The 19,664-nt window shown below is 62.8% G+C and carries 18 protein-coding genes; 8 read left to right on the top strand and 10 right to left on the bottom strand.

The window, feature by feature from the left end; translation table 11 throughout:
• Positions 1-142: 142 nt before the first annotated feature.
• The 4 genes from ACRQHG_RS08745 to ACRQHG_RS08730 form a co-directional block, all read right to left on the bottom strand.
• Positions 143-3,451 (bottom strand): VaFE repeat-containing surface-anchored protein, encoded by a 3,309-nt coding sequence (locus tag ACRQHG_RS08745; protein WP_435719969.1) that lies wholly within the window; start codon positions 3,449-3,451, stop codon positions 143-145.
• A 137-nt stretch (positions 3,452-3,588) separates the two neighbouring features.
• On the bottom strand, positions 3,589-3,876 hold the full coding sequence (locus ACRQHG_RS08740) for a WXG100 family type VII secretion target (protein ID WP_435719968.1): 288 nt from the start codon (positions 3,874-3,876) through the stop codon (positions 3,589-3,591).
• Between the two features lie 40 nt (positions 3,877-3,916).
• A complete protein-coding gene (locus ACRQHG_RS08735) occupies positions 3,917-4,252 on the bottom strand; it encodes a WXG100 family type VII secretion target (protein ID WP_435719967.1) in 336 nt (111 codons plus the stop codon).
• Positions 4,253-4,533: 281 nt separating this feature from the next.
• Positions 4,534-4,764: a hypothetical protein gene (locus tag ACRQHG_RS08730; protein ID WP_026428632.1), complete on the bottom strand. Its 231-nt coding sequence runs from the start codon at positions 4,762-4,764 to the stop codon at positions 4,534-4,536.
• Between the two features lie 85 nt (positions 4,765-4,849).
• Here ACRQHG_RS08730 and ybaK point away from each other — a divergent pair, with 85 nt between their 5' ends.
• The gene (ybaK, locus tag ACRQHG_RS08725; RefSeq protein WP_435719966.1) at positions 4,850-5,359 is read left to right on the top strand and encodes a Cys-tRNA(Pro) deacylase; all 510 of its coding nucleotides are present in this window, start codon (positions 4,850-4,852) and stop codon (positions 5,357-5,359) included.
• Here the strand turns inward: ybaK and gluQRS are convergent.
• Together gluQRS and ACRQHG_RS08715 are read right to left on the bottom strand one after the other, a co-directional pair.
• The gene (gene gluQRS, locus ACRQHG_RS08720) at positions 5,356-6,273 is read right to left on the bottom strand and encodes a tRNA glutamyl-Q(34) synthetase GluQRS (protein ID WP_435719965.1); all 918 of its coding nucleotides are present in this window, start codon (positions 6,271-6,273) and stop codon (positions 5,356-5,358) included. The genes ybaK and gluQRS overlap by 4 nt on opposite strands.
• Before the next feature lie 3 nt (positions 6,274-6,276).
• Entirely contained in the window at positions 6,277-7,587 is a 1,311-nt protein-coding gene (locus ACRQHG_RS08715) for a C1 family peptidase (protein ID WP_435719964.1), read from the bottom strand.
• A gap of 97 nt (positions 7,588-7,684) precedes the next feature.
• Between ACRQHG_RS08715 and ACRQHG_RS08710 the strand changes: the two genes are divergently transcribed.
• A complete protein-coding gene (locus ACRQHG_RS08710) occupies positions 7,685-8,551 on the top strand; it encodes an HNH endonuclease family protein (protein WP_435719963.1) in 867 nt (288 codons plus the stop codon).
• A 30-nt stretch (positions 8,552-8,581) separates the two neighbouring features.
• Here ACRQHG_RS08710 and ACRQHG_RS08705 read toward each other — a convergent pair whose 3' ends face one another.
• The 4 genes from ACRQHG_RS08705 to ACRQHG_RS08690 form a co-directional block, all read right to left on the bottom strand.
• On the bottom strand, positions 8,582-8,707 hold the full coding sequence (locus tag ACRQHG_RS08705) for a hypothetical protein (RefSeq protein WP_435719962.1): 126 nt from the start codon (positions 8,705-8,707) through the stop codon (positions 8,582-8,584).
• A gap of 230 nt (positions 8,708-8,937) precedes the next feature.
• Positions 8,938-12,324, bottom strand: a complete 3,387-nt coding sequence (locus ACRQHG_RS08700; protein WP_435719961.1) for an ExeM/NucH family extracellular endonuclease — start codon at positions 12,322-12,324, stop codon at positions 8,938-8,940.
• A gap of 128 nt (positions 12,325-12,452) precedes the next feature.
• The gene (locus ACRQHG_RS08695) at positions 12,453-13,142 is read right to left on the bottom strand and encodes a response regulator (RefSeq protein WP_435719960.1); all 690 of its coding nucleotides are present in this window, start codon (positions 13,140-13,142) and stop codon (positions 12,453-12,455) included.
• A gap of 4 nt (positions 13,143-13,146) precedes the next feature.
• On the bottom strand, positions 13,147-14,505 hold the full coding sequence (locus ACRQHG_RS08690; protein ID WP_435719959.1) for a sensor histidine kinase: 1,359 nt from the start codon (positions 14,503-14,505) through the stop codon (positions 13,147-13,149).
• A 209-nt stretch (positions 14,506-14,714) separates the two neighbouring features.
• Between ACRQHG_RS08690 and ACRQHG_RS08685 the strand changes: the two genes are divergently transcribed.
• The 6 genes from ACRQHG_RS08685 (at position 14,715) to ACRQHG_RS08660 (ending at position 19,614) form a co-directional block, all read left to right on the top strand.
• Positions 14,715-15,380, top strand: coding sequence for a DUF4352 domain-containing protein (locus tag ACRQHG_RS08685; protein ID WP_435719958.1), 666 nt, complete (start codon positions 14,715-14,717; stop codon positions 15,378-15,380).
• Between the two features lie 218 nt (positions 15,381-15,598).
• On the top strand, positions 15,599-16,972 hold the full coding sequence (locus ACRQHG_RS08680) for an alpha-amylase family glycosyl hydrolase (protein WP_435719957.1): 1,374 nt from the start codon (positions 15,599-15,601) through the stop codon (positions 16,970-16,972).
• Between the two features lie 3 nt (positions 16,973-16,975).
• A complete protein-coding gene (locus ACRQHG_RS08675; protein WP_435719956.1) occupies positions 16,976-17,773 on the top strand; it encodes a YaaA family protein in 798 nt (265 codons plus the stop codon).
• 57 nt (positions 17,774-17,830) lie between these two features.
• Complete coding sequence (locus tag ACRQHG_RS08670) at positions 17,831-18,904, top strand: methyltransferase domain-containing protein (protein WP_435719981.1); 1,074 nt, start codon at positions 17,831-17,833, stop codon at positions 18,902-18,904.
• A gap of 127 nt (positions 18,905-19,031) precedes the next feature.
• The gene (locus tag ACRQHG_RS08665; RefSeq protein ID WP_435719955.1) at positions 19,032-19,373 is read left to right on the top strand and encodes a type II toxin-antitoxin system RelB/DinJ family antitoxin; all 342 of its coding nucleotides are present in this window, start codon (positions 19,032-19,034) and stop codon (positions 19,371-19,373) included.
• Positions 19,374-19,497: 124 nt separating this feature from the next.
• Entirely contained in the window at positions 19,498-19,614 is a 117-nt protein-coding gene (locus tag ACRQHG_RS08660) for a MerR family DNA-binding transcriptional regulator (RefSeq protein ID WP_435719980.1), read from the top strand.
• Positions 19,615-19,664 lie beyond the last annotated feature (50 nt).

Raw genomic sequence — 19,664 nt, 5'->3', positions numbered from 1 at the left:
CAGCACTCGCCATCGCTCATAAACCGCCGCATGCTCATTATTCGCGCGTGCATAAGCCCGGGCCGGGGAGAGGATTTTTCCTCCCCGGCCCGGGCTGTGAGTGACATACGTTGGAGATAATTAGTGGCTGGTTATCCCGGATTTAGCGGGTAGCGCTGGAGCGGGAATTGGCCCGGTAGCGCAGGGTCAAGCCACCGGCGAGCGCGGTGAGCCCGGCCAGGAGCCAGCCCGCGAGCGCCGCACCGGTGCGTTGCAGCTCTGGAGGCGCAGGCGGCGTAACCGGCGGAGTAGTGGGCGGGGTGGCCGGTGGCGTAGCGGGCGGCGTCGTCGGAGGTACCGGTGGTTCTTCGAAACGAACCGTCTGTTCGCTATCGAGCGGATCGGTGTGCTCGGAAATGAGCCGGTCGCCCAGGTACACCCATTCGAAAAGAACCACCTCGCGGCCAGCTAAGCCACTCGCATCAAAATCCAGCTTGATACGGGCGCATTCGCTGGGCGAACCGGGAATGAAGTCGCTGGCTTTACGCACCGGGGTGCCATCCTTCCCGAGCACCGGAGTCCCATCGGGGAACATGGCAGCCGTTTCGATCCGGTAGGTTTCCCCGGGGATAAGCGCTCCGCTGAGTTCGCATACCTCATCGGCAATCAGCGCATCCGCGGTAGCGCTCAGAATCTGATCGCCGCCAGCACCATGCGCGCCCTCAGCACCATCGGCACCCGCCACACCATGTGAGCCCTCGGCACCATCAGCACCCGCCGAATCTTCTTTACCGCCGGCATGATCAGCAACACTCGAAGAGCCATCCCGGGCGCGGGTGGCTAGGCGCGTGAACGTCACCGTCTGGTTGGTGTCCTTCAGGTCAGCATGCACGGCAATATCCCGCCCATCCTGGCGCAGAGTTTCCGTGGCCACCACCTTGGTGCCGGCCAGAGTTGCGGCGTCGACCTCAAAAACCACCTCGACGCTACCGTTGGGGTGCTCTGGCACGAAACGACTGAGGCTGGTGAGCTCGCCACCACTGGCATCACGCAGCGGCTGACCGCTGGCCGGATCCATGAGTTTCCCGTGGACCTCGTATTCCTTTCCGGGAATCACGTGCTGGTAGGACACGGTATCCACCAGGGTGACGGTGCCGGTATTGGGCGCGATATGGGTGTCCTCGTGGTGCATGGTGGTGTGGAGGGAAGGCTCGCGGGTGACCGTGAACTGCTCGGTCACGTCGGTCACGCTGGTAGCCAAGGGCGCCGCCCGGTCATCACCCGCGAAATCGGAGACCACCACGTAGGTACCCGGCAGGTTCTCCCCGGCCTCATCCTGCTCCATAATCCAGGACGGATCACCCACGCTCGGATAGAAACCGTTACGGGCGGGAAGCACCACCGGCTTCCCGATCTGGCGGGCAGCCGCGCGGTTCTCATCGGTGACCGCCTGGCCTTCCGGGAAGAACAGCAGGGTGTGGCTGAGCGTCTGAGTATCCGCCCCGAATCCGGCCCCGCCGCTGAAATCAGGATGGTTGGCGGGTAGGCCGCTCACCCATACATCATCAACCAGGTAGGTGCCGGACTTCGTTTGGCGAATCGAGAGAGCCGAATCGATCTTCCCGGGGTAGCGCACCGACGTTGTTTCATCGGCCAGCCCGAACGTATCCGACCAGCCAGCCTCAATCCAGGGCGCGAACTCGGCCGGTTGGTCCTCCGCGAGGACTTCCCACACCCAGGTGTACATTCCGGGTTTGCTCACCGGCTCGCTCAATTCTGCCCGGATCGGGCCCGGGCCTTCGGCCACCACCGTCACCGACCCGATTTTTTCCGAGCTGGCCGGAACCACGCCCGGCTCGGGAACGGCCGTGGGTGAGACATACCAGGCGGTGGCCCGGTAAGTAACCGGAATAAAGGGACCGTCCTCGAAAGAACCGTTCGTTCCCGGGCGGCGGCTCCACTCCCCATCCCGGAAATTCTCATCCGCGCGGGCCACGAAAGTATCACTGAGGACCGTGCCGGTATCTACCACCTTCGCATCGGCCACGTGGGATACCCCGAGAGGCCGGAAGGGGAATTCTTCCCGGGACGTTTCCTCCGGAAGCCCGTAATGATCAGCCCAATCGGCGTGAATATAGCGGGAGTTCTCCCCCTGCTCATTTTTGCGGACCTCCCATACCCAGGTGACGAAACCGCGTTTGGGGGTGGAAAGTTCCGCGGTAAGGGTCTCCCCCGGGCCGTTGGCCTGGACCGTGACCGAGCCGAGGACCTCCGCTTCTTCAGGAACGGTATCGCTGCGCTGCGGGGAGGTACGACCCGCCCAGTAAGCGGTGGCCCGATAGGTGACGGGCACATTTTTCCCCTTCACCTGGGTCCATTTCCCATCCCCGTAATCCTCCTTGACGGCGGTGGTGAGGGTATCGCGAATAACGCCGTCGGTATTAATAGGACGGGTGCTCACCTTCGAGGTGCCCAACGGCTGAAAATCATAAATAACTTCCCAGGTGCGGCCCGGCACATTGCGAGTGAGAGGATCGCTGACCGGCCGGTGGCCGTAAGTGATGGTGTCCTGAACAGTGCCATCAGCACCGAAAATAGTCAGGGTGGTGCGAACCGGGGTATCGAAAACGGCGGTATAGCTCACCTGACCATTCCCGGTGGCCGACCACGCCAGCTCCAGCGGCTTACTATCGGTCACCCCGCTCCAGGTTGCGCTTCCGCTCGCATCAAAAACCGCCGGGCCGCTGAGGGTAATAACCACGGGAATTCCGGGCAGCCACGCCTCCGAATCATCCGGGTGCACACCGATACCGCGGATGGCACCGCTGCGGTCCCCCTCACCTTCCACGATTCCACTCACGTAGCCGACTGCGGCGCTGGCCCGCGCTTCGCGCACGTAGCTCTGGGCCCGTTCCTCAATATCGGGACGCTGGGTGCGCACCGCCTGCACCAGTTCGTTCACGGTCTCTTGGGCCCGCCCCGGACGCCCCGGGTATTCCTTTTCGAAATTAACGTGGATGAGGTAGCTCAACGCAGCCAGGTTGAGATCATCCGTGGTATTTCCTTCGTAGCGGTTAAGCAACCAGGCCATTTGCGGGGTGCTCAGCTGCAATTCCCCCGGCCCGAGCGCCCGGGATTCGGTAAGAGTCGTAATATCGACCATTTCCCCGGGGCCCGGATCGGCATATTTCGCTTGGATACACCAAATGGGATAGCCTTCCACCGCCACCCCGTTAATTGATTGTGTTTCCGCGTAATGCGGGCCGAGGCGGAGGTGGCCAACAATATTCACTCCTTTAATCTCAATACCTCGGCCAACAGAATGATCCCAATCGGCGCGCGCTCCGGCGCCGCCGAACAGACCGGCGCCCGCCAGAGCGAACACCATGAGTAAAGCAAGAAATACCCGAATCACATGTGGGGTGGGTTTCGGGCCCGTGGTTATTGCCATGGTGGATACGAGTCCTTTCACAATATTATTTTTTGCATGACGAAATAGAGCCATGTTGAAGCTGCATGCACGGCGAATGCACATGCGTAACGAACGCGGTGCGGGCAGAAAATGCGGGCGGGAAAATACCGCCGCTAACAGCCATTAACCGCCGCGCGCTACCCGAAGAGGCGAGCCACCGCCCGGTCAGCCGCGCGATAGTTCTGCGAAGCGCATTCCACCTGCTGGCCAATGCGCGCGTAAATGTCATTCAGGGAGCGGGCCGCGGCATGCCACCGCATTTGCGCGGCTTCGTAGGCTGCCTGCGACTGCCCGTCCCAATCCGCCATCGCGGTGCGTATTTGCGCATCGAGCTGCGCGAGCACCCCCTCGATGCGGGAAGCGTGAGCAGCCATATCAGCCGCCCCCGCGGAAAGTTCCCCAAAATGGGCACGAACTTCTGTCATATCAATCCTTTCTATAAGTGCGCGGATACCCCCGGCGCTATTACGCCGCCGGCAGATCCCCGACTAAAGCCGCCATCCGGGAAAAATCCGCGCGGGTGGCCGCATCCGTTTCAGCGACGGTGGCATCCGCGCGGCCCAGGCGCGCCCCGTAATCAGCCAGCAAAACCAGCAACTTTTCGCTGGCCGCGCGGTATTCCTCCAGCGCAGCGGCGAAAGCTACCGGGGCGGTACCCCGCCAGCCGGCATGCCAAGCGGCAATGCGGTCCATAGTTGAGTGCAGATGAGCGCGCAAATCCTCCTGAGCCTGGGTAACAAGCGCGCGAACGGTGAGAATCGAATCATGAGCGACCCGCAATTGTGCGGTGGATACAGCCATACATCCCCCTGAGGTACGTAGGTGGTGGTGCGCGGGTGGTGAGAATTCCGCGCTTCGGACGCCGGCCGATGAGGACCGGTGTTCCCATAGTGGCTGATAAAAGTGGTGCTTGTCGAGAGGGAGAAAATGTTATCCACAGGCACGAGCCCCGCGGGCGTGTCACCCACAGGCAGACCGGCTTTCACCGGCCCGATGCGCCCGTGCCCGGCGGCGCCGTCGTACCTCACTACCTTGTTTTAGGGCGACGACGCCGCGCCGCTTCCGCGGCGCCCGATCAGGCGCTACAGGAAATAAGCCACCAGAGCGACCATCGAAATAACGAAAGCGATGCCGATAATAGTGGCGCGTTGCCAGAAGAGGCGGCGGCGCGGGTAGTAGCTCTGCCCGGGCTGGTAGCCGCCGAAATCGTAGCCACCGCTCAGTTCTTCTTCGGATTCGATAGCGGGTTCTTCCCCGGTGGCACTGCCGCGCTGCTGGTCATCATGCCGGCGGCCGAATTGGCGTTTCCTCACGGTTTCCTCCGTCTCCGGGTGGCTGGCTCCCGGTAGGAATATGGTAGTGCATCCATATGAACATGAGGGCTACTATCCTGGACGTATGTCGTCAAAGAAAAATAAACCGGCCGGGACTCCGGCCCTCCTCGCCCTGGAGAAAGCCGGCGTGGAGTTCACAATTCTTGAGTACGAACAAAGTTTGCATCACGAGCACGGATTCGCCCTCGATTCCGCCGATGAGCTGGGGATGGATCCCCATGTTATTTTCAAAACCCTGCTGGCGCGGGTGGATGGGAAGGCGGTGTGCGCGGTGGTGCCGGCTGCTGCCATGCTCAATCTCAAGTCCCTGGCGAAGGCGGCCGGCGGCAAAAAGGCCGCGATGATGGATCCGCATGATGCCGAGAAACTCACCGGCTACGTGACCGGGGGAATTTCGCCGCTGGGTCAAAAACAGCGCAGCCCGATTTTCATTGATGCCTCGGCGCGCGAGCTGGAGGCGATGGTGGTCTCGGGTGGAAAACGCGGACTCTCGGTGCGGCTGGCTCCGGCTGATTTAGCGGCCGCGGCGCGCGCGATATTCGCGCCGGTGGCTGATTTTAGCCGGCACACCTAGGCCGGCCCGGCTTCGAGTGCCGCCACATCCACATACCAGGGCCCGCGGCGCAGCGCCCGAATATCCAGCTGCTCGGCGAAGTCCACGGCCGTGCGCACCTCCAACCCCAACGAACGCCCGATGAGCGCCAGCACATCGGCTGCGCTCCAGCCGTATTCCGCGAGCGCCCGCATGGTCACGGCCCCGTCGCGTTTGGCCAGGCGCGCGCCGGCCTGGTTGAGCACCATGGGCACATGCCAATATTCCGGGGTAGGCGCCCCGAGCAAACGCTGCAAATACACCTGCCGGGGCGTGGAGGGCGCCAAATCCGCCCCGCGCGTGACCTGGGTAATATGCTCAAGCGCATCATCCACCACGGAGGCAAAATTGTAGGCGTACCGACCATCGCCACGCCGAATCACAAAATCGTCGACGACGCCGCTCACCTGCCCGCACACCTCATCGTGAATAGTCAGTTCTTTCACCTCGGTGCGCAGCCGCAGGGCCGGCTGGCGGCCCACCGCCGCGAGCTTGGCGCGCCCGGCCCGACGGCCGGCCGCGCTCAGGTCCCGGCAGGTGCCCGGGTATACCCCGGGCGCCCCGTGGGGCGCCCGGGCGGCGTCGGCTAAATCACGCCGGGTGCAATAGCACTCGTAGAGCAGTCCGCGTTCCCACAGGGACGCGAAGGCGGCGTCGTACCCCGCGGTGCGTTGGGATTGGATCTGGACCGGGCCGTCCCAGGTGACGCCAAGGGCCCGCAGGTCCGCGAGCTGGCGCTCCTGGAACTGCGGGCGGGACCGTTCGTCCATATCCTCCACGCGCATGAGGAAGCCGCGCCCGCTGCGCCGGGCCAGAGCCCAGGCGAGGAGCGCGGTGCGGAGATTCCCGAGGTGCAGGTCTCCGCTCGGCGAGGGTGCGTACCGGCCGTACTCCACGGCTTAGGCCAGCGAACCCATCGGATCCCAGGCGGGCAGCACTTCCGGTTCGGTTTCCAGCGCGGCCAGCAGCTCGGCGGAGAGGCGATCCTTGGTGACCGCAACTTCGAAAACGTGCTGGTCGAACCAGGAATCGTTCATGGTCCAGAAGCCCTTATCGGCGTGCTCATCGCCCCAGGAGTTTTCGATGCGCCAGCGGCGCGGGCTGCCGTCTTCACGCAGATCAACACCGGTGAACACCATGGCGTGCGTCATCATCGCTTCACCGTAGTAGAGCTCATCGGCCTTCGAGAGCGCCAGGTCAATCCCGTAGGTGCCTTCGTAATCGTAGAGCTGGCCGTCCCAAATACCGCGTTCGCGATCCGACTGCTTGCCGGTATCGCACCCCATCCACACGGGCTGGCCGTCCTTGAGGGTGGCGATGGTGGCTTCGCGGATGACCTCGATGGGCACATTGAGATAAGTGACCGGCTTGGCGCCCACCACATTGCCGAGGCGATCCACGGTGTACAGCTTGCCGTACTCATTACGCGGATCGTTGACGATGCACACGTACTGGTCCAGATCCGGCAGGTACTTCTGGGCGAATTCCACCGGGGTCATCTCCCCTTCGCGGTGGAAGTTCCCCTCCTCATCTTCGTACTGCCACACAAAGCTTTCCGGCGGGGTGCCCAGGTGAATCGCGAGCACCCGGTAGACCTGCCCCATGAACTTTTCGCGCACGGCTTCACGCTGGCCGGCTTCCGCTTCGCGAATATCGTGGGCGGCGCGGCGCAGCAGCATTTCCAGGGTGCGGTTCATGAGCTGGGTATTGGAGGAAGATTCCGTTTCCGGCATCGCGAACTTCGGGCAGGCCCCGTACTTCTCCACCAGGGCCACGAACATATTCCACTGCCCGCCGTCCCCGATGGGATCGGAAAGCAGGTAGTGCACGGTGCGGTCATCAACCGGGCGGTCCGCCAGTTCAATCATGGAGGTGAGGAAATAATTGGCCTTCTCCAGCTTGTCGTAGAAATGCTGGAAGGACTGGGAGAACTCGAAGTTCTTCAGGCCGGTGGCGCGATTGACGAGCATCTTCAGCGAGCTGAGCCCGGAGAAAAGCCAGCAGCGCCCGGACTTCTTCTGGTTATTCACCTTCCAGGTGTCCACCTTCACCGACATGGACGGATCAATCGCGTTAATAACATCGCGATCCTGCGCAACCTTCGTAATCGAGGTCTGGGTGACGGCGTTCTGGACGATGCGAGCGGTGCGATCCGCCGCGAAATCCGCCGCAAACTTCTTCACCATATCGGTCTCAAGTGCCTGGGCCATTCATAACTCCTTCATTGTCGTAACTGTGCCAAGGTCCCTCACTATGCTACCTTGCAGGCGCAGGCCCGCCACGGGCATGTGTCCCGAAAGGTTATGTATGCGTTTTTCGATTGGTCGTTTCGGTGCGTCCGAGCGCGCATCCGGTGCGTCTGGGAACCGCGCCCGCACTCCCGGCGCTTCCGATGCTTCTGAGCGCGCATCCGGCGCTACCGGCCGTGATGCACGCGTTCCTTCTCCGCACCGGCGCATGTGGAACGTGATCGCCGCCCTGCTGGTGGTCCTCGCGGTGGCGCCCATCCAGTTGTGGCGCGCTGATTCGGATTCCGCGCCGGATCCTGGTGGTGCTGGCGGCGCGAGCAGCGCCAGCGGTGCGAGCGGCGGCGAACTCACCGCGTCCGAGGCACTTTCCGCCTTGAGCGAGCTACCCGGGGGCCGCCCCGATTCCGGGCGTGGGTATTCCCGTGCCGAGTTCGGCCTGGGGGATGGCTGGCCCGATAGCGACGGAGACGGGTGCACGGTGCGTAACGAAGTGCTGCGCCGCGATCTTACGGGAGTTACCTTTTGGTCGGGGAAGTCCACGCCGCCGGGCTGCGTCGTCGCCACTGGAACCCTCCGCGACCCGTATAGCGGAACGGAGATTTCTTTTGACCGCGCCCGCGCGCCCGAGGCGGTGACCATTGATCATGTTGTCGCGCTTTACGATGCGTGGCGGGCCGGGGCGCAGGACTGGGACGCGGATACGCGCGCGCAATTCGCCACCGACCCGCTCAATTTGCTCGCGGTTTCCGGGGCGGCGAATAAGGAGAAGGGGCACGCCACCGCCGCGCAGTGGTTGCCGGATAACCCGGCTTTTGTGTGCGAATACGCCGCGCGGCAGGTGGCGGTCAAGCGTGCCTACGGGCTTCGGGTCGACGACGACGAACGTCACGCCCTGCACGAGGTGCTATCCGATTGCGTCCGGTAAGCCGAGGTTGCGGGTGGGGCTAGCTCTGGCTTACTCGGGCAGGGCCTGCTCGTAGTGACTTTGGAGATTGAGCCAGAATTGCTCGGTGGATACGGTGCCTTCGCGCGGCGATGCGGCGGGGCGGCTGCGGGTCACGGGCGCAGCGCGATCACGCAACAGCTACCGCAAGCCTATCCGGTTATTTGCCCTGCGTCACGAGCTTAAAATGTGCCTCCGCGACGCTTGGGGTGCGCAAAGTGCAACCTGAGAACAGCGGCGCCCACAGGGTGCAACCTCACGACATCAAAACAATTTCTTAACGTATTTGTAGTTGCATTTTGTGAGAGGCGGGTGGGTGCTGGAACTCGCGGTCCCGGCACCCACCCGTGTTGGTAGCAATATGGAGGTTAGCGGCGCACCGTTGGGGTATCGGTGCCGTTGCCGTCCCAGTCCCCGATGAAGAGATCATCGCTTACCCGCCCGTACGGGAGGGCGTAATCAGCGTTTCCGCTCACCAGGGAGTTATTGACGTGAATGGTATTGCTGCGGCGGATCGAGAGGGTGTCCCGGCCATCGCCGTCGAAATCCCCCGCGAGGGTAACATCTCCGGCTCGGCCGTAGGAGAAGACGGTATCTGCCGTGCCGCTGGCCAGCGAGTTCTTCACATAGAAGATATTCCCACGCCGCACCGCAAACGTATCAACACCATCACCATCCCAATCACCGACCAGGACCTCATCACCAACCCGACCATAGGAAAACACGCGATCCGCCACGCCACTGGCCAGCGAGTTCTTCACGAAGAAGACATTCCCACGCCGCACCGCAAACGTATCAACACCATCACCATCCCAATCACCGACGAGGACTTCATCGCCGGCCCGGCCGTAGCTGAAGACGAGGTCGGCCACGGTGGCTTGCCAGGTATTGGATAGGTAGAACATATTGCCGGTTGTCGGTGCCGGCGCGGGTGCAGGTTCGGGTGTTGTAGGCTCCGGCGCAGGTTGCGTCGGTTCAGGCGCGGGCGATGTCGGTTCCGGTGAAGTGGGAGTCGGCGCGGGCTGCGTAGGATCGGGCGCCGGCACCGTCGGCTCCGGTGAAGGCGGTTCCGGCTGCGTAGGTTCAGGCGCGGTCGGTTCCGGTGTCGTGGGTGTCGGCTCCGGCGTAGGAGCCGGGTCTTCCTTCTCGGGAATCACCTTGAGCCCGACCTTGAAGGGGTCGTGATCCGAGGAGCGGAAAGCGCTCTCATCCCACAGATTCTTGATGTTGTAGTTGTAGCGAGAGTACTCCAGGGCCACCGCCTCGGGGGAATTGATATTCCACACTTGCCCGCCGGTGGCGAGCTTCGCGGCGGCGGGATTGGCCAGCACGTGATCGAGCGAGCCCACCAGCCCGGAGAATTGGTAGGTGTAGGAATCCGGTTGGAAATGCCCGTGCAGATTGGTGTATCCGGCCTTCTCAAAGACCCGGATCGGGTCCTCCTTCGAATAGGAGTTGAGATCCCCCACCACAAACACCGGCTTATCTGCGAACTCCGCCGTGATCCAATCGCGCAGCGTCTCCGCCTGCTTGGTGCGCAGAAGGTTGTTATTGCCCTGGTACACATCCTCGTCATTCGCGATCTTCTTGGATAGCGAACCCTTGGACTTGAAGTGGTTGGTAATCACCACGAACTCCGGGCCCAGGCCTTCGCCATCCACAACCGCCTGGAAGCTTTGCGCCAGCGGCTGGCGCGCGGTCCCGGTGTACCACTCGCTATTGAGAATCTGCGAGGGACCCACCGCCCGCACCTTATCTTTCTGGTAGATAAAGGCAAGGCGAATATAGTCCTCGTTCTCCCCTACCTTCGCCGGGGAAGGAACATACGCCCAGCGCTCGGCCTGCGCGTCCGCATTGAGGGCCTCCACCAAGGCCCGCACCGCCGTATCGCGATCCCCGCCGGAGACCCGGGCGGTATTCTCAATTTCTTGCAACCCCAGCACGCTGGCATCCAGCTCGTTAATAGCCCGCACAATCTTGGTCTGCTGGCGCGCGAAAGACTCCTGAGTATAAGCCCCGCGCACCTTGCACCGATTCGCCGCGATGGGATTACCTTCGCGGTCGGTATAGGCCCGGCAGCCCTTCTCGTTTTCGCCGAGGCTGGTGAAGTAGTTGAGCACATTGAAGGAGGCAAGAGAAATATCCCCGCCCAGATTCCCGGGGGCAGCCGCGCGGGTGTTCTCAAAAGTAACCACATCGGTGGAGCGATCCGTGCCATCTTCCAGCGTCACCGGGAACCTCGGTTGCAGCTTCCAGGAATTATTACGGAAGTCCATAATGAGCCCGCCCTGGAGAGTTGCGGCGGCGCCCACGCGCACTGGCGCAGCCTGAGCAGCGCGACCGGCCGCGCCAGCCTCACCAGCGGCACCGGCCTCACCAACCTTAGCCGCCGCATTATCCGCGAACAGATACGGCACCGGCACATTCGTTTGGGCATTGCGCCCGAAGTAGGCCCGCGAGCGCCCATCATCCAGAACCAGCACATTCGCCGCGTTATAGGCGTCCAGGGCCTGTATCTGCTCGGGGTTCTCGCTCGGGTTGAAGCGTTCGCTGGGCTGCCATAGCGGCTGGGTGCCGCAGGCCAGACCCACCTCGCCGTACTGGTTGGTGGCATAGTTATTAGTCACCGTGAGCGGCCCGGTCACGCGCACGAGCATGCCCTCCACCGCTTCGCGCTGCGCCGCCGTGGCGTTGCAGGCGATTTCAACCGGCTCGATTGCCGCCGGCTTTTCCTCCAGCACGGTAATAGCAGCGGCATTAATTTCGGTCAGTCCGTAAAACTCGGTGACCGTGCCGCGCACCTCCACATAGGTGCCAGCCTGCAGCTGTGCGGCCTCCGCCCCGTACACGAAAATACCATGGGATGCATCAGTATGGTCCACCCCGGGCGTTTGGATATAGGCCCCGTTGAGTCCGCCTTCCGGGTAGGCCGCGGTCACGACGCCGCGCGTGGTCACCTCCTGCCCGGCGAGCGGACTTGCTTGTCCGCTTCCCTGAATTTGCGCGATGGTCACGGGTGCGGCCGGTTCGCTTCCGGTTCCCGTGCCCGGCTCCGTTGTTGGCTCGGTGCCGGGACCGGTGCTTGGCCCGGGTTGCGGCTGCGCGCCGGGATCCGGTTGGCTCGGGGTTGCGTCGTCGTTCGCACGTCCCGGCGTAGCCGGAACAACACTAAAATCGGCCGCATTATTATTCGTATCCGCGCCGTTGGGGATGCGGGAGGCGGAGTTCGCGGCCATCTGGGAATTGGAGCCGACGCGCGCCGCCTCGCCTTCCGCCACGCTCGCGTTCCCGTATCCGACCAGGTCAATAGCGGTAGCGGGATCGGCCAGGGCCGCGTCAATACGCGACGACGGCGCCAGCACCACAATCCCACCCTTGGCTCCGAGGTTGATCGGGGAGGTGGCCGCATCCGGGAGCTGAGCACCGTTGGACCCATTCGATCCGGCGCTCACCACCAGATAAGCCCCGGCGTCCAGGCTGCCGCTCAGGGCCACCTTGGAAGAAATGTTCTTCCCGTGGCTTGCCGAATAGCCCAGCGTCAGATCGCTCAGGTCAATCGCCGCCGAGCTCGGGTTATACAGCTCAACGTATTTATGAGTGTAGGCGGATCCGGAGGATCCTCCCCGGGTATAAATCTCATTAATGACAATTCCGGAACCATCCGGCGCGGCGAACGCCGGGAGGAGGGAGACGCCGGGAACCATCAAAGCCGTGGCCGATAGTACCGCAACGCCCGCGAGGGCACGTTTTTTCACGTTGCGACCTTTCTGTGTGGTCCGCGCGTGGCGGGCGCGGAAAGTGCTTCACGCCTCCTCCACGTTAGCCGGACCGCATCGCTAACTCTTAAACACCAGGTAAACGGGCGGTGACCAGAGCTCGCGGGCTACACAGATTCGTCGTCGAGCAGCCCGGCGCGCGTCATATCCACCGCGACCCCGATGCGCCCTTCCACCCCCATTTTCGCCACGATGGCGGAAAGATGCGTTTTCACCGTGGATTCGGCCAGGTGCAATTTCTCGCCAATATCGCGATTCGAGAGCCCCCGGGACACCTGCCGGGCTACCTCGAGTTCGCGGGCGGTGAGCCGCGCGATTTTTTCCTGGGCACGCCGGCGCACGCTCACGGTGCGGGTCGCCGCCAAATATTCGTATACCTGCTTGGCCGCGCGCGGGGAGAGCGCGCCATCCCCGGCTGCCACATTGCGGATCGCCTGGAGGAGCACCTGGGGATCTTCCGATTTGAGAATAAAGCCGGAAGCACCGGCTTCCGCGGCGCGCACCGCTTCATCATCGGCATCCAGGGTGGTCACCACGATGACCTGGGGTGGATGCGGGAAACTCCGCAGCTGGCGCGTGGCCTCGATACCGTCCATACCTCCGGGCATCGCCACGTCCATGAGCACGACGTCAATCTTCACGGCGGTGAGAGTTTCCAAAGCTTCGCGGGCCGTGCCCGCCTGCGCCACCACCTCGCTATCGCGCTCCGGACTCAGGTTAATAATTTGCACCAGGAGACGGCGAACCATCGGGTCGTCATCAACGACCATAACGCGAATGGGTGAGGAAATCGGCACCGCGCTATTTTACCATTCCAGAATTGCCGCCCCGGGCACTCCCGTCCCAGGGAAGGTGCACATCAACTGCAAAAACGCCGCCTTCAGTACTGAAGTTAGCGCGCCCGCCCAGGGCCTGCGCCCGGGCCTGCACCCCGCGCAATCCCGAACCTGTCCCGTGCTCGTTTTCGCGCTGCGCCCCATCATGCGGGGCGGGCAGGGCATTACGCACCGCAATATCGAGGCCCTGGCCTGGCCCGCCGCTCACCCGCACCCGGGTGGTTTCTTCCGGGGCGTATTTCACCGCGTTGGTGAGCAGTTCCTGGACAATGCGGTAGCAGGCCGTGGTAAGCGCGGCCGGGGCGCGTTCGGCATCCGTAATAAAAACATTGGCGACGACGGGATGCCCGGCCGCCAGCACCTTATCAATATGATCGGCTAATTCGGTGAGGGAACGCGGCGGGCGGTAGGCCGAGGAACTCGGATCGCGCATGACCCGCACCAGGGAACGCAAATCATCGGTGGCCTGGCGGGAAGATTCCCGCAGGGACCGCGCCGCTTCTTCTAAGTCCGCATCCCCGCGCGCCAGCAGTTCCAAGGAGCCGGCCTGCAGGCTCATAATGGCCAGCTGGGAGCCGATGGAATCGTGAATTTCCCGGGCCAGGGCATCGCGTTCTTCTTTGCGGGTGAGCTGGGTTTCCAGCTCTTCGGAGGTGGCGGCCGAGGCTTGGAGTTCCTCACTGGTGGCATCCAGGCGATGGTGGGTTTCCTGGAGTTCCGCGGTGGCACTGCGCCACAACCCCCAACCGATAGGCAGGAGCACCGCCACCGCGTACAACACCAGGAGCGGCACAATATTATTCGGGAAATCATCCAGCGGATTCTGGTGGTTGAGGAAGCCCATCACCCAGGAAGAGTTGTAATCTTTCCCGGTCAGTTCGCGGGCGAATTGCCAAGCGGTAATGAGGGCGTACATGAGGCACACGCCCAGGGCGCGGCGTCGTCGCCCCAATGCACGCGCCCCCGCAAGATAGCGCGGCAGCAAAAACCCAACCACCGGTCCGATAGCACCCAAAGTAGAACACACGGCCGCAACCGCGAGCGCGCGGCGCGGGTAGCGTTCCCGGCGCGCCACCCAGATGCCCGCCATAATGCAGCAGCACATCGATACGAAGATCCCGACTTCGTCGAGGGTGCCGAGCCAGCCGGGCAGCGCGCGGATTTTTGCGCGTTCAATCTGGTAGCCAACCCCAACGACCATGACGATATATATGGCGGCCGTTTTGAGATAGAAGGGTAGGGCGGCGAGTCCGCGCCGGCGCGCCGGATTCTGGCCCGCACGCGCCGCCGCACCGCTGCGTTTCTTCGGCGCGTGATCTGTCATGCCTGTGATTGTACGGCGCGCCCGCGCGCTCCAGAACCGCCGTTCGGCCCGCGGATGCCACCCAAAGGGATGAGACGGGTCTGCCCAGGTGGAGGATGTGCGCGCCGCGCCGCCTTTCTACCCTGGAGGCGATACGTGAGCGACTCCGGCCACGGGCCTCCTGCCTGGCCGGGGCGGCGCCCACCGCTGTAGATAAGAAAGGTTCTCGCATGTCAGCATCCACGCCGCCGGTGTACGGCGCAGTACCCGCTCCGGAACAGAAAAAGAATTGGTTTGCGCGCCATAAGCTCCTCACCGCGCTGCTCGTTATTGTGGTGCTCGCGATTGTCGGCACCGCGCTGTCCAAGCAATCCGATGGCAAGCCCGCCGCCACGTCCAGCTCCCAGGCCGCCGATAGCGCCGCATCCGGGAACGCCGCGGAAAGCGCGGATAAGAAGGCGGATGCCGAGGCTGAGGGCGATAAGAAAGATAAGAACGACGACGCAACCGTGGGCATCGGCACCCCGGTCGTTCTCGGTGATTTTGAAGTGACCGTCACCAATGTGGAGAAGGGCGTGAGCCATATCGGCAATGATGTGCTAGGCAAGGATGCTACCGGCCAGTACGTCATTGTGGATGTGACCGTGAAGAATACCGGGAAGGAAGCGGCTGGCTTCGCCGAATCGGAGCAGAAGCTCGTGGATACCGAGGGGCGCCAACATTCGGTTTCCGGGGATTCCCTGTACCTGGGCGATGCGTCGATGATCTACGAGAAGGTCAATCCGGGCAATACCGTGAGCGGGAAGCTGCTCTTCGATGTGCCGGCCGATGCGGTTCCGGCCAAGCTGGAACTGGAGACCGGGTGGATTCATAACGCGACCGTCACCTTGCAATAAGCGCTGCTTACTTCGCTTGGCGTTTTTCGCGCGGCGTGTTTCCTGCGCCTGGCATTTGGTTTCGCCGGTTTCGCGCGGCGCTGTGTCACGCGGCGTTTCTCTTCGCGGCCCTTCGCTCTAGAATCGAGAGTGAGGGGCCGCGGCGCATTCACCCAGCTGAGCGCGCTCCGCGGTGGCGCTCGTAGCGGCACACAAGCGAGGAAAGGCAGCTCGTAGCTATGTCACAGCTCGACACCATCTGGTGGCAAGTTTTTGCCCTGGGAGCCTGCGGGGCGCCCATTCGCGAGGGGCATAGCCCCCTGACCGCGACCGGGGAACTTCCCGACGCCGCCCCCGGTGAACACCGCTTACGGGCTCTGGATCCGTGGCTCGATTATCTTATTGAGCTCGGTGCTAATGGCCTGCTCCTCACCCCGATTTTCGCCTCGGTTTCCCACGGCTATGACACCCTCGATCACTTCCGCCTCGACCCGCGCCTGGGCGATAACGCGGATATCACCCACCTTATTGAGGAAGCGCACCGCCGCGGCATCCGGGTGCTTTTCGACGGCGTCTTCAACCATATTTCCCGCTCCCACCCGCAGCTCGAAGATCTGGGCCTACGCACCGAGAACGGCGATTTCCACACCTGGGAAGGCCACGGGGATCTCATTACCCTCGACCATTCTTCGCCGCGGGTGCGCGAACTGGTTCGCGAGGTCATGGAATTCTGGCTGGAGCGCGGTATCGACGGCTGGCGCCTGGACGTGGCCTACGCGGTCCCGACCGATTTTTGGGCCGAGGTACTCGGGAAAGTCCGCGAGCGTTTCCCCGAGGCACTGTTCCTGGGCGAAGTTATCCACGGCGATTACCCCGATTTCGTGGCGCGGTCCAGCGTGGATACCCTCACCCAGTACGAGCTATGGGCCTCGATTCGCCAGTCGATTGCCGCGCGTAATTTCTGGGAGCTGGACTGGAATCTGGGGCGCCACGCGCAGTTCTGCGAGCATTTCATTCCCAATACGTTTATCGGTAATCACGATGTGGAACGCATCGCCACCGCGGTAGGTCCGGCCGGCGCGGTGCTGGCCGCCGCGGTGCTCTTCACGGTTCCTGGGATGCCTTCGATTTATTACGGGGACGAACAGGGCTTTACGGGAACCAAACTCGAAGGCTTTTCCGCCGACGACCAATTGCGCCCGCCCTTACCCGAACGCCCCGAACAGCTCTCCGACCTGGGCGCCGGGATGTACGACGCCTACCGCGCCCTCATCGCGCTGCGCCGCACCCACCCGTGGCTCACCCGCGCCCGCCTCGAGGTCACGGGCAAGGATAATACTTGGATCGAGTACCGCGTCTGGGAGCGTCAGCACGACGACGCAGCTCCGGCCAGTGCGGACTCCGACGCACACGGTACTGACCGCTGTGAGCCGCTCACCGGCACTGCCACGCAGGCAGACTCGGCCGCGCAAGTGAACTCTGGCCAGCCCGCCGAGCTGCGGGTGCGCCTCGATCTCGAGCCGCACCCGAGCGTTCGTGTCATGGGCGTTGATCCTGCCGGAGGCGACGTTGAGCTCTTTTCCTGGCACGCGGGCGCAGAAAGCGGGGAGTAAACAGTGCTTATCCTCCTACCTCCTTCGGAAGGGAAAACCGCGCCGGCCAGCGGCCCCGCCCTTGACCTGAGTACCTTGAGCATCCCGGAATTCACGGCCTTGCGCACCGAGCTGGTGGCGGAGCTGGAAGAAGTGTCCCGCCGCCCGGACGCCCTCGATATTCTCGGGGTGGGTCCGAGTATTGCCGATGAGGTCGCCACGCAGATCACGCTGCGCGAGCAGCCCTGCGCCCCGGCCTGGCAGGTGTATACCGGGGTGCTCTACCAGGCCCTCGATATGGGGAGCTTCTCAGAAGCGCAGCTCACCAGCGCCGGGGAGCACACCCTGATTTTCTCGGGGCTCTTCGGGGCCACCTCGCCGCTCGACCTCATCCCCTCCTACCGATTGGGAATGAACGTGGAGCTGGGCGGCGCGAAAATTTCGGCCCGCTGGGCACCCCTGTGGCCGGTTCTCAACAGCCGGGCCTCCGGATTGGTCATTGACGCGAGGTCCGGTGCGTATGCGGGATGGAAGGTGCCGGCTAGCTGCGACGTCGTAAAAATAACCGCAACACGCATCACGGGCGCAACGTCCCGAACTATCTCGCACGCCGCGAAATATTTCCGCGGGCGGGTGGCGCGTCTGGCGCTCCTGGCCGATACTCCGCCGCGCGAAGCCGAAGAATTAGCGGAATTGTGCCAGCAATTGGTGGGCGAGGAAACTGCCGCCGGGGCGATCACCGGGGTGGAATTAGGGCCGGTGCGGCGCGGGGTGCGCGAGCTCGCGGTGGTGGAGACCGTGGATGCGGGGCGCGCCCACTAAGCTGGGATCGTGCGTTGTTCGTATTTTGAGGCGGGGACCTGCCGTTCGTGTACCCGGATGGGTGAGGCCTACCCCGCTCAGGTGGCGGACAAGGAGGAACGCCTGGCCGAATTGCTGGCGCCTTTCGCACCGGAGTGGCTGCCGCCTGCACTCTCCCCGGAATCGCATTTTCGTAATAAAGCGAAGCTCGCCGTTGGCGGAAGTTCGCAGGCGCCGACGCTGGGAATTTTAGATCGGGGTATGCGCGGGGTGGACCTGCGCGAATGCGGGCTTTACGAGCAGCCCATTACCGCGGCGCTCCCGGCACTGACCGAGTTCATCGGGCGGGCGCGGCTCACGCCTTTCGACGTGCCGAGCGGGCGCGGGGAACTCAAAAATATTCTTATCACCGCTGCGCCGAGCGGTGAGCTGCTGCTACGTTTTGTGCTGCGCTCGACCGAGTCGGTGGTGCGGATTCGCAAGCATCTGCCCTGGTTGCGTGCGCAGCTCCCGAACGCTCGGGTTATTTCTGTTAATTTGCTGCCGCAGCGTGCCGCTCTCGTGGAGGGTGAGGAGGAGATTGTGTTGACCGGGGAGGATACGTTGCCGTTCCCGCTCGGCGCGGTGACGCTTTACCTCACCCCACGTTCGTTTTTCCAAACGAATACCACGATTGCCCGGGCGATGTACGCACAGGCGCACGAGTGGGCCGCGGGTTTGGATGGGGTGCGCACGGTCTGGGATCTGTACTGCGGGGTGGGTGGTTTCGCGCTGCACGTGGCCGGCCCGGAGCGGCGCGTGACCGGCGTGGAGATTTCCGAGGCCGCGGTGGATTCCGCGCGCCGCGCTGCCGCGAAGGCCGGCAGTTCCGCGCAGTTTTTTGCCGGCGACGCCGCACGTGCCGCCGGCAAGCTCGGCGGCACGCCCGATCTGCTCATCGTCAATCCCCCGCGGCGTGGCCTGACCGATCTCACCGAGTGGATTGCGGCGAATCCCCCGCGCTGGCTCATCTATTCATCGTGCAATCCCACCACGCTGGCCAAGGACTTGCAGCTGCTGGAGGGCTTTGCCGTGCACGAGGCACGCCTCATGGACATGTTCCCGCAAACCGCACACATGGAATGCATGGTGCTGGCCGAGCGGGTGGATTAGGCGGCGGCTGCGGAGTTTCGGAAGCGGTATGCTGCCATATTTATTCTGAGCATTTCGCGAGGGATAAGTGCTTGCGCATGCCACTACATTGGCGCAGACTGTTCTACAGGAGACAAGGAGGTCACCCATGGCAAAGACAGCGAATGTATACGTCCGCATTGATCCCGAGCTCAAGGAACGGGCAGAACGTATTTTGAGCTTATTGGGTATCTCCCCATCAGCTCTTATTACTCTGCTTTATAAGCAAGTGATCCTGCACCGCGGTATCCCCTTTGAAGTGAAGCTCCCGTATGCCAGGCCGGTTGATATTAGCTCGCTGACCAAAGATGAGTTAATTGCCGAATTGGACAAGGGCCTCCGGTCCATCAAATCTGGCGCCACCCAACCCGCAGACGAAGTATTTAAATCACTGAGTTTAGAGTTCGGCGAATGGGATTCCACGATAGGCACCGATGCCCAACCACTTTAAGTTAGTTGGTGCTCTTGCGGCTCGGAAACCGTCTGCGTTTAACTGCGGACAGGCATAATTTCTTCCATTTGACCCTGACGTTACGTCACACTCTACCGTTGTTAACACGGAAGGAGGATGAGTGATGAAAACCGTCAATGAGGTCAGCAAAATAGCCGGTATTAGCGTTCGCACGTTGCAGTACTACGACAGAATCGGGCTTCTCAAGCCCACCGGAGAGTGTCTAATGGTTTGTGTGTGAGGGTGAAAACCACCTAGGAGATAAACCAGAATGACTACCGTGAAACAAGA

The organism is Actinotignum vesiculae, assembly GCF_051267215.1.
Classification (GTDB): domain Bacteria; phylum Actinomycetota; class Actinomycetes; order Actinomycetales; family Actinomycetaceae; genus Actinotignum; species Actinotignum schaalii.
This window is presented reverse-complemented; position numbering and strand designations above follow the sequence as displayed.